Source organism: Microbacterium sp. LMI1x-1-1.1, assembly GCF_040676205.1.
GTDB classification, from domain to species: domain Bacteria; phylum Actinomycetota; class Actinomycetes; order Actinomycetales; family Microbacteriaceae; genus Microbacterium; species Microbacterium aquilitoris.
The window spans coordinates 1,376,841-1,391,548 of the sequence record NZ_JBEGHM010000001.1 but is presented as its reverse complement, the minus strand read 5'-3'; the positions used below and the strand labels follow the sequence as shown (position 1 = coordinate 1,391,548).

14 protein-coding genes and 1 tRNA gene are annotated in these 14,708 nt (G+C 70.5%); 5 read left to right on the top strand and 10 right to left on the bottom strand.

What is annotated here, in order from left to right:
* Nucleotides 1–83: 83 nt before the first annotated feature.
* Nucleotides 84–731, top strand: a complete 648-nt coding sequence (locus MRBLMI1x_RS06765; protein ID WP_018187072.1) for a TetR/AcrR family transcriptional regulator — start codon at nucleotides 84–86, stop codon at nucleotides 729–731.
* Nucleotides 732–786: 55 nt separating this feature from the next.
* On the opposite strand, the gene MRBLMI1x_RS06760 is transcribed toward MRBLMI1x_RS06765, so the two are convergent.
* Together MRBLMI1x_RS06760 and MRBLMI1x_RS06755 are read right to left on the bottom strand one after the other, a co-directional pair.
* Entirely contained in the window at nucleotides 787–1,500 is a 714-nt protein-coding gene (locus MRBLMI1x_RS06760; protein WP_363457463.1) for a response regulator, read from the bottom strand.
* Complete coding sequence (locus MRBLMI1x_RS06755; RefSeq protein ID WP_363457460.1) at nucleotides 1,497–2,759, bottom strand: sensor histidine kinase; 1,263 nt, start codon at nucleotides 2,757–2,759, stop codon at nucleotides 1,497–1,499. The genes MRBLMI1x_RS06760 and MRBLMI1x_RS06755 overlap by 4 nt, the downstream gene beginning before the upstream one ends.
* 59 nt (nucleotides 2,760–2,818) lie before the next feature.
* On the opposite strand from MRBLMI1x_RS06755, the gene MRBLMI1x_RS06750 reads away from it, so the two are divergent.
* The 3 genes from MRBLMI1x_RS06750 to MRBLMI1x_RS06740 are packed head-to-tail and all read left to right on the top strand — an operon-like array spanning nucleotide 2,819 to nucleotide 6,037.
* On the top strand, nucleotides 2,819–3,913 hold the full coding sequence (locus tag MRBLMI1x_RS06750; RefSeq protein ID WP_020098210.1) for a tripartite tricarboxylate transporter substrate binding protein: 1,095 nt from the start codon (nucleotides 2,819–2,821) through the stop codon (nucleotides 3,911–3,913).
* Complete coding sequence (locus MRBLMI1x_RS06745; protein WP_363457456.1) at nucleotides 3,910–4,506, top strand: tripartite tricarboxylate transporter TctB family protein; 597 nt, start codon at nucleotides 3,910–3,912, stop codon at nucleotides 4,504–4,506. The genes MRBLMI1x_RS06750 and MRBLMI1x_RS06745 overlap by 4 nt, the downstream gene beginning before the upstream one ends.
* A 1-nt stretch (nucleotide 4,507) precedes the next feature.
* The gene (locus tag MRBLMI1x_RS06740; protein WP_363457453.1) at nucleotides 4,508–6,037 is read left to right on the top strand and encodes a tripartite tricarboxylate transporter permease; all 1,530 of its coding nucleotides are present in this window, start codon (nucleotides 4,508–4,510) and stop codon (nucleotides 6,035–6,037) included.
* Nucleotides 6,038–6,093: 56 nt separating this feature from the next.
* Here the strand turns inward: MRBLMI1x_RS06740 and MRBLMI1x_RS06735 are convergent, their stop codons facing one another.
* The 5 genes from MRBLMI1x_RS06735 to MRBLMI1x_RS06715 all read right to left on the bottom strand — a co-directional run bounded on the left by MRBLMI1x_RS06735 (nucleotide 6,094) and on the right by MRBLMI1x_RS06715 (nucleotide 11,486).
* Nucleotides 6,094–7,017 (bottom strand): SDR family oxidoreductase, encoded by a 924-nt coding sequence (locus tag MRBLMI1x_RS06735; protein WP_018187066.1) that lies wholly within the window; start codon nucleotides 7,015–7,017, stop codon nucleotides 6,094–6,096.
* 17 nt (nucleotides 7,018–7,034) lie between these two features.
* Entirely contained in the window at nucleotides 7,035–8,846 is a 1,812-nt protein-coding gene (locus MRBLMI1x_RS06730; protein WP_363457449.1) for a glycoside hydrolase family 15 protein, read from the bottom strand.
* 80 nt (nucleotides 8,847–8,926) lie between these two features.
* Nucleotides 8,927–10,114 carry a glycosyltransferase gene (locus MRBLMI1x_RS06725; protein WP_363457446.1) on the bottom strand — a complete coding sequence of 396 codons (1,188 nt, stop codon included), beginning with the start codon at nucleotides 10,112–10,114 and terminating at the stop codon, nucleotides 8,927–8,929.
* Nucleotides 10,115–10,176: 62 nt separating this feature from the next.
* Nucleotides 10,177–10,872, bottom strand: coding sequence for a DUF2510 domain-containing protein (locus MRBLMI1x_RS06720; RefSeq protein WP_363457443.1), 696 nt, complete (start codon nucleotides 10,870–10,872; stop codon nucleotides 10,177–10,179).
* On the bottom strand, nucleotides 10,869–11,486 hold the full coding sequence (locus MRBLMI1x_RS06715) for an isochorismatase family protein (RefSeq protein ID WP_363457440.1): 618 nt from the start codon (nucleotides 11,484–11,486) through the stop codon (nucleotides 10,869–10,871). The genes MRBLMI1x_RS06720 and MRBLMI1x_RS06715 overlap by 4 nt, the downstream gene beginning before the upstream one ends.
* Before the next feature lie 63 nt (nucleotides 11,487–11,549).
* Here MRBLMI1x_RS06715 and MRBLMI1x_RS06710 point away from each other — a divergent pair, with 63 nt between their 5' ends.
* The gene (locus MRBLMI1x_RS06710) at nucleotides 11,550–11,939 is read left to right on the top strand and encodes a DUF3054 domain-containing protein (protein WP_018187062.1); all 390 of its coding nucleotides are present in this window, start codon (nucleotides 11,550–11,552) and stop codon (nucleotides 11,937–11,939) included.
* A gap of 9 nt (nucleotides 11,940–11,948) precedes the next feature.
* On the opposite strand, the gene MRBLMI1x_RS06705 is transcribed toward MRBLMI1x_RS06710, so the two are convergent.
* The 3 genes from MRBLMI1x_RS06705 to MRBLMI1x_RS06695 all read right to left on the bottom strand — a co-directional run bounded on the left by MRBLMI1x_RS06705 (nucleotide 11,949) and on the right by MRBLMI1x_RS06695 (nucleotide 14,702).
* On the bottom strand, nucleotides 11,949–14,183 hold the full coding sequence (locus tag MRBLMI1x_RS06705; RefSeq protein WP_363457437.1) for an MMPL family transporter: 2,235 nt from the start codon (nucleotides 14,181–14,183) through the stop codon (nucleotides 11,949–11,951).
* Between the two features lie 36 nt (nucleotides 14,184–14,219).
* Nucleotides 14,220–14,609 (bottom strand): hypothetical protein, encoded by a 390-nt coding sequence (locus MRBLMI1x_RS06700; protein WP_363457434.1) that lies wholly within the window; start codon nucleotides 14,607–14,609, stop codon nucleotides 14,220–14,222.
* Nucleotides 14,610–14,626: 17 nt separating this feature from the next.
* Nucleotides 14,627–14,702: transfer RNA gene (locus tag MRBLMI1x_RS06695), tRNA-Thr, on the bottom strand.
* Between the last annotated feature and the right edge of the window lie 6 nt (nucleotides 14,703–14,708).

Sequence of the window (14,708 nt, the reverse complement as noted above, 5' to 3'; positions counted from 1 at the left end):
GTGAAAGAAATGTAACTTAGCAACTGCTCGCTTAGTTTGTTGAGCCTAGACTGGCGCCACTCCACCTCGCAAGAGAGCAGGCCATGAGCAACGCATCCGAAGAGACCTCGCCCGACCTTCCCCCCCGCCCCGATCTGCGCCGGGTACGAGGCGACAAACGTCGGACCACGATCCTCGAGACCGCTGTCGAGGTGTTCGGGGAGCAGGGCTATCGAGGCACATCGCTCCGCGAGATCGCGCGTCGCGTCGGGATCTCGGATGCAGGCCTCCTCCACCACTTCGGGTCGAAGGTCGGGCTGCTCGCCGCCACGATCGCCGCGCGCGACGACATCGACCGAGCGCGGCGCGAAGAGGCGGAGTCCGCGGGCGTCAGCTTCGTCGACACGATGCGCGATCAGGTCGCCCGCAACACCCGCTCCCCCGGACTCGTCGCCCTCCACGTCGTGTTGTCGGCCGAAGCCACCGACCCCCAGCATCCCGCTCACGAGTCGTTCCGCGACCGGTACCGCGCGATCCGCCACCAGGACGACGAATCCTTCACGCGACTGCAGAACGAGGGACACCTTCGCGCCGACCTTGATGCGAAACGGATCGGTCAGCTCGTCACGGCGATGATGGACGGCCTGCAGCTGCAATGGCTGCTCGACCCCGAGGCAGTCGACATGCCGGGCCTGTTCGAGGACTTCTTGCGGCTTCTCGAGATCCCCGCACGCGACGACGACGGTGCTTGAGAAAGGGGGCCGCGCCGAGCGCCGCGCAGCGTCCTTCCCCGGCTGACGTTCCGATTCACCCCGGCGCGAGCCGGTACAGCACCTCGGGCCGACCGCGTTTGCCGTACCGGTGCGACACGACGATCGCGCCCGTCTCGGCGAGGTGCGTCAAGTAGCGGTGAGCGGTCGCGCGCGACATCTCGCACGCCTCCGCGACCTCGACGACCGAACGGCCCGTCCCGGGGTCCAGCGCCGTCAGGACCCGTTCCAACGTCGGCACCGCCAGCCCCTTCGGGAGCGCACGCGGCCCGCTCGACGACGCAGACACGGTGCGGATGCCGCCGGTCGCCAGCAACCGATCGATGTCGCTCTGCGCGAGGGGGCGCTCACGCCCGGCATCCGTGCGTGCCTGCCGCTCCTCGCGGTACCGCTCCAACCGTTCGCGGAGCGCGGCCTCCGTGAACGGCTTCACGAGGTAGCCGGCCACACGGGCGGCGAGCGCTTGGCGCACCGTGGTCTGATCCTGCGACGAGCTGATGACGAGCACGTCGGGACCGGCGTCACCGAAGGTGCGCAACCGGTGCAGCACCTCGATGCCGCTGATGTCGGGAAGACGCATGTCGAGCAGGACGAGGTCGATTCCGGCCGTGCTCTGCGCGAGCGCGTCGCGCCCCGTTCCGGCGGCGCCCGCGACGGTGAACCCCGGCACTGCGTCGACGAACCGGCAGTGCAGGGCGCGCGCACCCTGGTCGTCGTCGACGACCAGCACCCGGATCGGTCGATCGCTCACACGCGCTCCATCTCGAAAGCGAATCGCGCGCCGCCGAGTGCGGAGGCACCCACCTCGATCGTGCCGCCCCGCGACGACACGGTCCGTCGGACCGTGTCGAGTCCGTAGCCGCGACCGAAGCCCGACGCGTCGTCCTTCGTGGTGAAACCCTGAGCGAAGATCCGCGCCGCCGCGTTCGGGTCGATGCCGGGGCCATCGTCCTCGACGGCGCCGAACAGGCGCCCATCCGCATCGCGGAGCACGCAACGCACCCGCCGCGCTCCCGCCTCGCCGGCGTTCCGACACAGGTTCGTGACGACCGAGACCGCGCCGTCGTCCAGGTCACGATCGAGGGTGACGTCGAACTCGGCCTGCGCCCCGAGATCGAGCAGCTCCGCGCGCACCGCATGCATCGTCGCCGCCGCGACCGGCTCGCCGCCGTCAGGCGAGCCGGACGTCCGGACCGGCGTCACCTCCTCGATGTACCCGAGGGCCTCCGCCGCGTCTCCGCGCGAGACGAGCCCGTGGATCACGTGGAGCCGCGTGTCGAACTCGTGCGCCTGTTCGCGCAGGGCCACCGTCGTGCGACGCATCTGCGCGTTCTCGGCGGCGACGGCATCCGCTCGCCGGAAGCGGCGCTCGACCATCGCCGTCAGCGCAGAGCTGGCGAGGGAGGCCACGATGAGCGCGCCGATCCCCCACGGCAGCAGCGCGGCGAGGGCAGCGTCACGGTCGGCGGCGATGCTCGACTCGAGCACACCGACGGCGACCATGCCCACGACCGTCCCGTCGCTCGCGCGCACCGGCACCTTCGCGCGCAGCGACGGTCCCGAGGCGCCGCGCTCGGTGCCGAGGAAGGTCTCGCCCCCGAGGACCGAGGAGTTCGTCGTCTCGACCTGCACCCCGCGCTCCGACGCCAGCGGATGGGTGATCCGGACGCCCTCGTCGTCGGTGATGACGACGTAGTAGACGCCCGCGGACTCCCCCACGAGCTCGGCGATCGGTTGCAGCGCCGTCGTCGCCGCGGCGAGGTCGGCGGCGTCGGCGAGGTCGGCCGGGGTCCCGGCATCCGTCACCGTCGCGAGCGTCGTCCGGACGTCGGCGAGATCGGCGAGACTCTCGGCGACGCCCATGACCCGCTCGGCGGTCGCGTCCCGGATCGTGCGTTCCTGCACCGTCATCGCGACCGCGAGCGTCGCCGACAGTGCCGCGAGGGTGACGACCGAGGGCAGGACGAGCAGCACGAGCCGGAGCGCGCGGGGCCGCCGCGGAGACGCCATCGTTCACCATTCCCGTCCGTGCGCGATGCGTGAGCGTTTAAGAGAACAAGTGCCGGAGGATGCCGCCGCCGCACCGCGCGCTGTCATCCTATTTCGATCTCGCGGAGACGACGACGTCCGCGCGAAAGGGAGCGATGATGACCCAGACAGACAGCCCGCAGGCTCCGCCGAACCGGCGCAGGACCGTGATCGGCCGCGTCGTGGGCGGTGTGATCGCGGCCGCGGCCATCGGCACGGCGGCCGCCGGTTCGATCGCCTCGGCGAGCACCGGCAACGACATCAACGCGTCGATGACGATCGTCGCCCCCGCCGCCGCCGGCGGCGGCTGGGACGGCGTCGCCCGCGAACTGCAGCAGGCGCAGAAGGCGAACGGCCTGGTCAACAACGTGCAGGTCGTCAACATGCCGGGCGCCGGCGGCACGATCGCCCTCGGCAACGTCTCGGTCCTCGAGGGTCAGCCGAACAACATGCTCGTGGGCGGCACGGGCCTGCTGGCCGCGACGATCCAGTTCAACTCGTCCGCGACGCTCGACGACGTCACGCCTCTCGCCGTGGTCGTCGAGGAGTACGACGTCATCGTCGTCCCCGCCGACTCCCCGTACGAGACCCTCGACGACCTGGTGCAGGGCTGGAAGGAGGACCCGAAGGCCCTCCCCTGGACCGGCGGCGGATCGTTCGACCAGCTGGTCGTGACCGATCTCGCACTCTCGGCCGGTATCGACCCCGTCGACACCACGTACATCTCGTCCGACGGCGGCGGCGAGGCGATCCAGGCCCTCCTGAACGGCACCGCGAAGGCGGCCGCCGGCGGCTACCCCGACAACATCGATCAGATCGAGGCCGGGCGCCTGCGCGCCCTCGCCCTCGTCGCGAACGAGCCCGTCGAGGGGATCGACATCCCCACGGCCATCGAGCAGGGGTACGACGTCTCGCTCACGAACTGGCGGTCCCTCTCGGCACCGTCCGGCCTCGAGGACAGCGAGCGCGAAGCCCTGACCGAACTCGTCCTCGAGAGCGTCGCGACCCCCGAATGGGCCGACGCGATGGAGCGCTACCACTGGAACGAACGCATCATCACGGGCGACGAGCTCGACGCGTTCCTGAAAGACGAGGAGACGCGCATCCGCGGTCTCTACGAGGAGATGGGCCTGTGACCTTCCCCGCCAACCCCACCTCGGCATCCGCCGTCGTCGGCCAGCGCCTGCGTCTGGTCTCGGGCCCCGGAGCCGCCGCCCTGCTGAAGGGGCTCACGATGCCCCTCATCCTCGCCGCATTCGCGACGTACCTCGTCGTCGGCATCCTGACGATGCGGGTGCCGGAAGACACCGACTTCCCCGGTCCGCAGTTCTTCCCCGGCATCATCGCGGGGGGCCTCTACGCCTTCGCCGCCGTGCTCGCCGTCGGAGCGGTCCACGAGATCCGAGCGACGCCCGACGCCCTGACGGCCGAGATCGAAGCGGCGCGGGCCGAAGCGGCGGGTGAAGAGCCCGCGGCGACCCCGGTGCGCGTCGACATCCGCTCGTTCGCCTGGGTGGTCCTCCCGTTCCTCGCCTTCGCCTTCCTGCTCGAATTCCTCGGGTGGATCATCGCGGCGGGCCTGCTCTTCTGGTGCGTCGCAAAGGCGTTCGGAGCGACCCGGCCCATCCACAGTCTGATCGTGGGCTTCACGCTCAGTTCACTCGCCTACATCGGTTTCGACATGGCCCTCGGGATGCCCCTCCCGTCCGGCATCCTCGGAGGGTTCTGACATGGACGTCCTGACACTTCTCGGCGAAGGCTTCGCCGGCGCACTCACCCCCGCGAACCTGATGTGGGTCCTGATCGGATGCCTCCTCGGTACCGCCGTGGGCGTGCTTCCGGGGCTCGGATCGTCGATGGCCGTCGCACTCCTGCTCCCCATCACCTTCTCGCTCGACCCGACCGCGGCGTTCATCATGTTCGCCGGCGTCTACTTCGGTGGGCTCTTCGGCGATTCGACGATGGGCATCCTGATGAACACACCAGGTCAGGCATCCGCCATCGCCTCGACGTTCGAGGGGCACAAGATGGCGCTGAACGGTCGGGCCGCGCAGGCGCTCGCCACCGCCGCCATCGGCGCGTTCATCGGCGGCATGGTCGCCTCGATCGTGGTCGTCTTCGTCGCTCCCGCCCTCGCCGACTTCTCGAGCAGGTTCGGGCCGGCGGAGTTCTTCGCCCTCGCCGTCTTCGCGTTCGCCGCGACCTCGTCGGTGGTGGCCGACAGCGCCATCAAGGGGCTGACGGCGCTGTTCATCGGCCTCGGCATCGCCGTGATTGGCATCGACGGCGTCTCGGGCGCGCCCCGGTTCACGATGGACTCGCCGAACCTGTTCGACGGCATCTCGCTCGTCACCGTCACGGTTGCGATCCTCGCGCTCGGCGAGGTCATTTACGTCGCCTGCCTCGAGCGCCACATGACGAACAAGGCGCTCATCCGGCCGACGGGTCGCCCGTGGCTGAGCCGCCGCGAGCTCAAAGAAGCGACCCCCGCGTGGCTGCGCGGCACCGCGATCGGCCTGCCGTTCGGCGTCATCCCGGCCGGTGGGTCGGAGATCCCGACCTTCCTGGCCTACGGCCTCGAGAAGCGACTCGACAAGCGCCGCAAGAACCCCATGTTCGGCAAGGGTGCGATCCGGGGGCTCGCCGCGCCCGAGGCCGCCGGCAACTCGACGACCGGCATGGCGATGGGCGCCCTGCTGGCTCTCGGCCTGCCGATCTCGGCGACCGCGGCGATCATGCTCGCGGCCTTCCGCCAGTACGGCCTGCAGCCCGGTCCGCTCCTGTTCGACCGCGCTCCCGAGCTCGTCTGGGCCCTGCTGGCGAGTTTCTTCATCGCGATGGTGGTCCTTCTCATCCTGAACCTGCCGTTCGCGATGCTCTGGGCGAAGCTCCTGCTGATCCCCCGCCCCTACCTCTACGCCGGCATCACGCTGTTCTGCGGGCTCGGCATCTACGCCACGTCGGGCTCGACGTTCGACCTCGTGATGCTGCTCGGTATCGGGCTGCTCGGCTTCCTGATGCGGGCGCTCGACTTCCCGCTCGCGCCGCTCATCATCGGCATGGTGCTGGGGCCGCTGGCCGAGACGAGCCTTCGGGACGCCGCGATGAGCGCCAACGGCGACTTCTCGGTGCTCGTGCAAGGACCCATCTCGATCACGCTCTACGCGCTGCTCGCCGCGGTCCTGGTGTTCTCGATCCGCGGCAAGGTCGTCGCGCGTAAGCGCGCCAAGGCCGCGGCGAAGGAGCTCGTCGACGCCTGATCCGAACATGACGAAGGCCCCGGTGCGTGTGCGCCGGGGCCTTCGTCATGCGATCGTCAGGGCGTCGGCATCCCGCCGTTGACGTTGAGCGTCTCACCGAGCACGTAGCTCGACTCCGCCGACGCGAGGAACACATACGCCGGGGCGAGCTCGGCGGGCTGGCCCATGCGTCCGAGCGGAGTGTCCTCGCCGAACTGCTCGAGCTTTTCGGGCGGCTGCCCGTCGGTCACCTGCAGCGGCGTCCAGATCGGACCGGGAGCCACCGCGTTGACGCGGATGCCCTTCGGCGCGAGCTGCTGGGCCAGGGCCTTCGTGAACGCGTTGATCGTCGCCTTGGTCGAGGCGTAGTCGACGAGCGTCTCCGACGGGGAGTACGCCTGGATCGACGTCGTGTTGATGATCGTCGACCCCGCAGGCAGGTGCGGCAGTGCCGCCTTCGTGATCCAGAACATCGCGTCGACGTTCGTCGAGAACGTGTCGTCGAACTGCTGGTCGTCGAGCGTGGTCAGATCCTTGTTGTAGATCTGCTTCCCGCCGTTGTTGACGACGATGTCGAGTCCGCCGAGCGCCTCGACGGTCTTCGAGACGAGCTCGACGCAGTAGTCCTTCTGCTTCAGGTCGCCGGGGAAGGTGAGGACGGTGGCGCCGGCCTCACGGAGGATGCCGGCGATGCGCTGCGCGTCCTCCTCCTCTTCCGGCAGGTACGACAGCGCGACGTCGGCGCCCTCGCGGGCGAAGGCGATCGCCGTGGCCGCGCCGATGCCCGAGTCGCCGCCCGTGATGAGCGCCTTCCGACCCGTGAGGCGGCCGGTGCCGCGGTAGCTCTCCTCACCGAGGTCCGCCTTCGGCGCGAGATCCGCGTCGAGGCCGGGCTCCTCCTGGTGGCCCTTGCGAGGTTCGATCTCCGAGTAGAGCTCCACCGGATTCGTGAACGTGTACTGGTCGCGTGCCATCGTGCTCTCCTTCTTCGTGGTGGTCATAGTGGTCGTGATGGTCGTCAGCGGGCGTCGGCGTCGTCGCCGACCAGATCGCGGATCGTGAGTGCCGCGCGGATGAGCGCGAGGTGGCTGAGTGCCTGCGGCAGGTTGCCGAGGAACGCGCCGTCGTCGGGGTCGATCATCTCGGCGAACATGCCGACGTCGTTCCCCGCAGCGACGAGCTCGTTCATCGCCGCGATGCCCTCGTCGTGCCGGCCGACGCAGACGAGCGCGGCCGCCCGCCAGAACGAGCACGCGACGAACGTCGCCTCCTCGTCGCGCATCCCGGTGTAGCGGAACAGGTGCGGTCCTTCGCCGAGTTCTCCCGTCAGCGCGTCGATCGTGCGCGACATCCGCTCGCCCCGGTCGAACCCGCTGAGCGAGTGGAGCAGGACGGACGCGTCGAGGTCGCGGCTGCCCTGCGCCATGACGTAGGCCCCGCGGGATTCCGACCACCCGTGCTCGTCGACCCAGGCGCGCACGAGAGATGCCTCGGCCGCCCACCGCTCGCTGCTCCCGGGGATCTGGCCGAGCTCCGCGAGGGCGACGGCGTCGTTGAGAGCCTGCCAGCATCCCATCTTCGACGAGGTGTAGTGGCGTTCCTCGGGGAGCTCCCACATGCCGGAATCGGGGTTCCGCCACGCGTCGCACACCTTGTCGGCGTACATCGACAGCATGCGGCCGGTCTCGACGTCGAGCGCGTTCCCCGCCTCGACGTAGGCGCGGCAGATGGCGAACAGGTCGCCGTACACGCCGAGCTGGACCTGCTCGCGGGCGGGGTTGCCCGTGACGACCGGGCCGACGCCGCGCCACCCGGGCACGTCGTACTCGGTGACGTGCCCGTCGAGCTCGCCGTCGAGGGTGTACATAACGTGGAGCTCAGGCCCGTGTCGGCGGATCGTGCGCAACAGCCAGGAGATCGCCGCGTGGGTCTCCTCCCGCAGCCCGAAGCCGATGAGGGCATCGACGGTGTATGCCAGGTCGCGCACCCAGGCGAGCCGGTAGTCCCAGTTCTTCCCGCCCGTGAGGTCCTCTGGGAGGGACGTCGTCGCAGCGGCCGCGATCGCGCCGGTGGGACTGTGGATGAGCATCTTGAGCATGAGGGCGCTCCGCTGCACGTCGCGCGCCCAGGGCCCCTCGTACGAGAACTCGCGCGACCAGGCGCGCCACGCCTCGATCGTCCGGTCGATCCCGCGGTCCACGTTGTCCGGGTCGGGGAAGTGGATGGGCTCGTCGTGCGTGCCGACGATGATCAGCAGGTGGCGGCTGCCCTCGGCGGTCGTGAAGCCGCCCGCCAACCCCGTCGCGATGCCGTCCGCCGACGCCGCGGGCTCCGGACCGTAGTCGCGTCCGGTCACGCCGATCGTCGTGAGCCCCGACCGCAGGATGCTGCGATCGTTCGCGCGGTCGTGCCAGGGCGCGGCGGTCTTCAGCGAGGTGCCGGGCTGCACGCGCCAGCGGAACGCGATCTCGCCCGTGACCCCGTCGACGCGGCGGGCGAGCTCGGCCCACGGCAGCCGTCCCGCGACACCCGTCACGAGAGCGTCGGTGACGGTGGCCGTGCCCGACGCGGTCGTGAACGTCGTGACGAGCACGTTGGTGCGCGGCAGGTACCGCCGCCGCACCTGGTACTCCTCGACGGGTTCGAGCTCGATGCAGCCGCCGGCGTCATCGTCCAGCAGCCGCCCGAAGATGGGCAGGTCGTCGATGCCGGGGATCGGCATCCAATCGATCTGTCCGCGGAGCCCGATCAGCGCGATCGTCCGACCGTCGCCGATCGGTGCGTAGCTGCGCAGGTCCTGGCCGGGGCCAATGTCGTCGAGGGATGCCACTGCTCGAGTCTCGCTGGGGCCGCGAAGGATGGGATGCCGGTTGACACCCCGTCGACGATGTGTGACGGGAGCTGGGGACGTCAGGCCGCCGCTTCGGCGCGCTCGGCGAGACCGTCGATCGCACCGCGGTACTCGTCGAGCATGCGGTCCGCCCCCATGCGCGGACGCGCCGCCAGCGCGGCCGCGCGATAGTCCGGCCGGCGCGCGATGACCCTCGTCCACGCGGACGCGATCGCCTGCGCGTCGTGCGACGTGACGAGTCCGATGCCCGCCACCACCTGGGCGGAGTCCCCCACTGCCGTCGTGACCGGGGTCGCTCCGCTCGCGGCGCCTTCGATCAGGCAGAGCGGCGACGCTTCGCCGAACGCACTCGTCAGTGCGACGATGTCGGCCGCGCGGTAGACGCGGGGCATGTCGTCGCGGATCCCCAGCAGGTGGACGCGCTCGGCAGGAGCCCCCGCCTCCGCGATCGCCGCCGTCAGGGCGGCGTTGTCGGCGGTCATCCCCGCGCCGCACATGACGTACTGAGCGCGGCTGTCCCGCGCCGCGTGTGCACCGACGGCGCGGAGGAAGAGCCCGGGGTCCTTCATCGCGTCGAAGCGTGCGGCGAGGAGGATCACGGGGACGTTCGGCGCGATGCCGAGACGGGTGCGCAGCGGCATCCGCTCATGGGGCTTCGGGCGGTAGCGAGCCAGGTCGATGCCGTTCGGGATCACGAACCTCTCCACGGACGGCGGCGTGAAGCGGGCGTAGGCGTCGCTCGTCGATTCGGCGCACGAGATGGTCGAGGTGAGGCGACCGGATGCCGCCAGCTCCCCCAGCCAGCGCATGGCGGGGCCCGAGTGGGTCGGGTCGGACCTGTGGAGGCACGCGGCGATCGGGACATCGGGAAGGAGACCGCGGGCGTCGAGGGCGAGGAGGAGCCCAAGCGGCTGCTCCTTGAGCGTCAGAATCACGTCGGCGCGGGAGACGACGGCGGCCGCGACGTCGAGCTCGGCGTCCGAGAAGCTCTCGGGGTCCGGCGGGAGGGCGCCCGCTTCGCGCCCGAGGTCGGACACCTCGATGCCCGCCTCGCGCAGCCACCGGTACCTCGGGTCGTCGCTCATCGGCTGCAGCGCACCCTCGCGGCGGGCCTGCGACGCGATCGAGAGGACCGCGTGCTCGTGCGATCCGTCGAGGTGGAGACCGGTGATGACGTTCGTGTGCAGCACCCGCGCACCACCGGCGAACAGGCCTTCGTACAGCGACAGGACGCGAGGACGGCTCATCCCCCCATGCTCAGGGGATGCCGTGCGGAGCCGATGAACCCCAGATGTCCATCACGTGAAGTTCAGCGCGACGTGGTGACCGCGACCCACGCCGCCTCTGAGAACCCTGCGATCCACACGGCGAACACGACGAGGCCGACGACCGTGACGGCGGCCCACGTCCACAACGGTGCGAGACCGCCGCCCGTGCGGCGGTGCACGACGACGGTGCGCCCGACGACGTAGACCCCCAGGGTGAGGACGAACGCGAGCGCCGCCCACCCCCACGCGAAGGGCGCATCGATGCCGCGGCCGCGCAGAGCGCGGTGGTCGAGGCACGCGAAGAGGACGGCGGCCGCGACGAGGACGACGTCGATCACGACGAGGAGGGCGAGAGCGGCGGCGATCCAGCCCGCGGGGGTGAGCCCGCCAGACGGACCCCCGAGCCGCACGATCGTCCGGGCGTCGAGGAACACCCCGGTGTACAGGGGCAGAGCGGATGCCGCGATGGCGAGCCAGATCCAGACGGTGCTGCTCGACGGGGTTCCGCTCCGGGCGGCACCGGCGGGAGCTGACCGGGGCGTCGCGGCGGGGGCGGCGGGCGCGGCTGATTCTGCCGGCTGTGCCGACGGTGCCGGCGGCGTCGTGATGGCCGGGGCGGCATCGGGCGCGGGGGTCGGCGCGACCGTGTCGGCAGCCCAGTCGGAGCCGTCCCACCACCGCAGCTGTCCGGGCTCCCCCGGATCGGCGTACCAGCCCGCGGGCGCCTGACGGCTCACCGCTCGCCCTCACCGACGTCGGCGGCGGGGCGGTCGCCGTCGCCGGTTGCCACGAGCTCCGCGCCGGCGTGGGCGAGCTCCGCCAGGGCCGCCTGGCTCGGCGCGGGCGCGACGCCGGCGATCAGGTCCGTGAGGATCCGCACGCGCCGGCCGTGCGCGATCGCATCGAGGGCCGACGCGCGCACGCAATGGTCGGTCGCGATGCCGGCGACATCTACCTCGACGACGCCGTGGGCGGTCAGGATGTCGGCGACCGTCTCACCGGCATCCGTCACGCCCTCGAAGAGCGAATAGGCGGGGATCCCCTGCCCCTTCTTCACGTGGTGGGTGACGGCGGAGGTGTCGAGGCCGGGGTCGTAGTCCGCGCCGGGCGTCCCGGCGACGCAGTGGACCGGCCACGAGTCGACGTAGTCGGGACTCGTCGAGAAATGCCCGCCGTTGTCTCCGTCACGGTCGTGCCAGTCGCGCGAGGCGACGACCACGTCGTACTCCTCGGCGTGTCGCGCCAGGTGGGCCGTGATCGCGGCGGCCACCGCGTCACCGCCGTCGACTCCCAGGGCCCCGCCCTCGGTGAAGTCGTTCTGCACATCGACGATGAACAGCGCTCGGGTCATGACTCGAGGGTACGACCAGTTGAGCGCGACGAGGACGGCGGATGCCGCGACTACCCTGGCGGCATGGACTCCCCCGCCCGCCAGACCACCACGACCGGCGGGATCCTCGCCGCATTCGGGATCGACGCCGTCCTCGTGACGGTCTTCGCCGCGATCGGTCGCGCCAGCCATGATGAGGCGGCGTTCGCAGGGCTGGCGACGACGGCGGGGCCCTTCCTGCTCGCGCTGATCGTCGGGTGGCTGGGCGTGCTGGCGTGGCGCGCGCCGCTGGCGGTGCGGCGCACCGGCATCCCGCTGTGGATCGTCACCGTCGCCGGCGGCATGCTCCTGCGGGTGTTGACCGGTCAGGGGGTGCAGGTGGCCTTCGTCATCGTCGCGGCATCCGTCCTGCTCCTGATGCTCGTGGGCTGGCGCGCCGTCGCCGCACTCATCGTGCGGCGACGCGCCCGCTGACCCCGCGCGTCAGGGCTCGAGCGTCCGCCGGTACTCGGCGCGCGACATCTCCTCGGTGACGGGTGGCTCCGGCGTCTCGTCGACGCCCGAGCGCGCGAGCTTCGAGGGCCACCAGATGGTCCTGCCGATGTCGTACGCGAGGGCGGGGACGAGGAGGGAGCGCACGATGAACGTGTCGAGCAGAACCCCGAAGGCGACGATGAAGGCGAGCTGCACGAGGAACAGGATCTGGATGACGCCGAGGGCGGCGAACGTCGCGGCCAGCACGAGCCCCGCCGAGGTGATGACCCCGCCCGTGGCGACCAGACCGCGGAGGATGCCGCGGCGCGTCCCGTGTCGGACCGACTCCTCCCGCACCCGCGACATCAGGAAGATGTTGTAGTCGATGCCGAGCGCCACGAGGAAGACGAAGCCGTAGAGGGGCACGGCCGGGTCTCCGCCGGGGAAGCCGAAGACCTCGGTGAAGACGAGCGCGCTGACACCGAGGGCGGCGGCGAACGACACGATGACGCTGAGGATCAGCAGGACCGGCGCGAGGATCGACCGCAGCAGGAGCATGAGGATCAGCAGCACCACCACGAGGATCACGGGGATGATCACCGTCCGGTCGCGGATCGACGTGTCGTTGGTGTCGAGGTCGACGGCGGTGGTGCCTCCCACGACCGCGTCGAGCGTGCTCCCGGCGACCGCGTCGCGGAGGTCCCGCACGGTCTGCTCCGCCGCGAGCGAGTCCGCCGCGTCCGAGAGCGTCGCGACGAGCATCACGTCGCCGCCGTCGACGGTGGCCGTCGGCGCCGGAGCCCCGGGCGGGCCCTGCGCCGTGAGCACGAGCTCGCCGTCCTCGACGGTGGCGTCCGCCTGCCCGGCGGGAGCGTCCGCCGACACGACACCGACCGACTCGACCCCGTCCTGATCCGCGACGAGTTCGGCGGCATCCGGAGCCTCCGCCTCGGGGACGATCACGTACAGCGGACTGCCCGATCCCGCCGGGAAGTGTTCGGCGAGCACCGCCTGACCGTCTCGCGCCTGCGACGCCCCGAGGACCAGCTCGCTCGCCGGAACGCCGTCCGCCTTCAACTGTGTGACGCCGACGGATGCCGCCAGCAGCACCACGGTCGAGACGATCCACACGATCCGCGCGCGGCGCGCGACGAACCGAGCGAGACGTGCCCACAGGCCGCGCGCGGGCTGCGTCAGGTCGATCGGGAGCTCGGTCATGCCCGCCTTGGGGATGAACGGCCAGAAGGCCGCACGTCCGACGAGGGCGAGCAGAGCGGGGAGGAAGGTGAGCGCCGAGAGCATCGCGAACGCGATGCCGATCGAGGCGATGGGCCCGAGTGCGCGGTTGCTCGCGAGGTCGCTGAGCAGCAGGCACAGGAGGCCCGCGATGACGGTACCGCCCGAGGCGAGGATGGGCTCGACCGATCCCCGCCAGGCTGCGGTCGCGGCATCCCATCTCCTCCGGCCCTCCCCGATGGCCTCGCGGAAGCGGGCGACGTAGAGCAGCGCATAGTCGGTGGCGGCGCCGATCACGAGGATGAACAGGATGCCCTGCACCTGCCCGTTGAGGACGACGATGCCTGCCTTGGCGAGCCACCACACGCTCAGCAGCGCCACGCAGAGGGCGAACACCGAGGTCAGCAGCACGAGGAGCGGAAGAAGCGGCGATCGGTAGACGATGACGAGGATGACGAACACCGCGCCGAGGGCGACCAGCAGCAGGAGCCCGTCGATCCCGGTGAAGCCCGTGGCGAGGTCGGCGGTGAAGCCCGCAGGCCCGGTGACCCACGCTCTGACGCCGTCGGGCGCATCGGCGGCGACCAGCTCGCGGACCTCGCCCACGATGTCGGTCACCTCGCCGCCGGAGTCGATCGAGACCACCACCTGCGCCGCCTCGCCGTCTTCGGACGGGATCGCCGGTGAGACCTCCTGGACGCCCGTCAGATCCGCGATCCGGTCGGCGATCGTCTGGACGGCGTCGAGCTGAGGCCCGTCGAGAGCGCGGCCGGCATCGAACACGACGAGCGCCGGGATGGCGTCCCCGCCGAGGAAATCGCCCAGACGCTCCTGCACCTGCGTCGACTCCGCGCTCTGCGGCAGGAAGCTCGATTGGTCGTTCGTCGAGACCTCGTCGACCTTGCCGAAGTACGGTCCGCCGAGCGACCCTCCGGCCAGCCAGATGACGACGAGGACGAGCGGAAGCGCGATGCGCAGCCATCGCGAGGGCGTCGATGCAGGAGACATATACCTAGATTAGCTAGATATACGCTTTTTCAGCAATCAGGACCGAACGAAGAACACGATGATGGATGCCACGGTGGCGGCGATCCCGAGGGTCGCGCCGCCGAGGGCGAGACCCGTGAGAATGTTCAGCGCGGGCGGGCGCCGGGTGAACCGCATCCGGTCGTGCCATCCGTGGCGGTACCAGATCTTCGCCGTGTGGTCGGCCCCGATGCGGCTGCGATCGGACTCGTCGAGAGGAGCCGAGTTGACGTCTCCCTCGCTGTCGATCCAGCGGAGCGTCCGTCCGTCCTCGTCGAGATAGGCCTCGGCCGCGAGCCAACTCCCGTCGGAGGCCCACACGACCACGGCGACGATTCCGAGGACGACGGCAGCGCCGAATCCCACCCAGGTGAAGATCTCGAGAATCGCATCGAGGGCTTGTGTCACCCGTGTGTCCTCTGTTCTGGAGCCACCTAAGGGAATCGAACCCTTGACCTATTCATTACGAGTGAATCGCTCTGCCGTCTGAGCTAAGGTGGCGCGCTT

Coding starts and splice junctions, on each gene's coding strand:
- MRBLMI1x_RS06750 (WP_020098210.1), top strand. CDS start 2,819: ATGCCGCCGCCGCACCGCGCGCTGTCATCCTATTTCGATCTCGCGGAG.
- MRBLMI1x_RS06755 (WP_363457460.1), bottom strand. CDS start 2,759: ATGGCGTCTCCGCGGCGGCCCCGCGCGCTCCGGCTCGTGCTGCTCGTC.
- MRBLMI1x_RS06715 (WP_363457440.1), bottom strand. CDS start 11,486: ATGACCCGAGCGCTGTTCATCGTCGATGTGCAGAACGACTTCACCGAG.
- MRBLMI1x_RS06705 (WP_363457437.1), bottom strand. CDS start 14,183: ATGTCTCCTGCATCGACGCCCTCGCGATGGCTGCGCATCGCGCTTCCG.
- MRBLMI1x_RS06765 (WP_018187072.1), top strand. CDS start 84: ATGAGCAACGCATCCGAAGAGACCTCGCCCGACCTTCCCCCCCGCCCC.
- MRBLMI1x_RS06725 (WP_363457446.1), bottom strand. CDS start 10,114: ATGAGCCGTCCTCGCGTCCTGTCGCTGTACGAAGGCCTGTTCGCCGGT.
- MRBLMI1x_RS06710 (WP_018187062.1), top strand. CDS start 11,550: ATGGACTCCCCCGCCCGCCAGACCACCACGACCGGCGGGATCCTCGCC.
- MRBLMI1x_RS06740 (WP_363457453.1), top strand. CDS start 4,508: ATGGACGTCCTGACACTTCTCGGCGAAGGCTTCGCCGGCGCACTCACC.
- MRBLMI1x_RS06735 (WP_018187066.1), bottom strand. CDS start 7,017: ATGACCACCACGAAGAAGGAGAGCACGATGGCACGCGACCAGTACACG.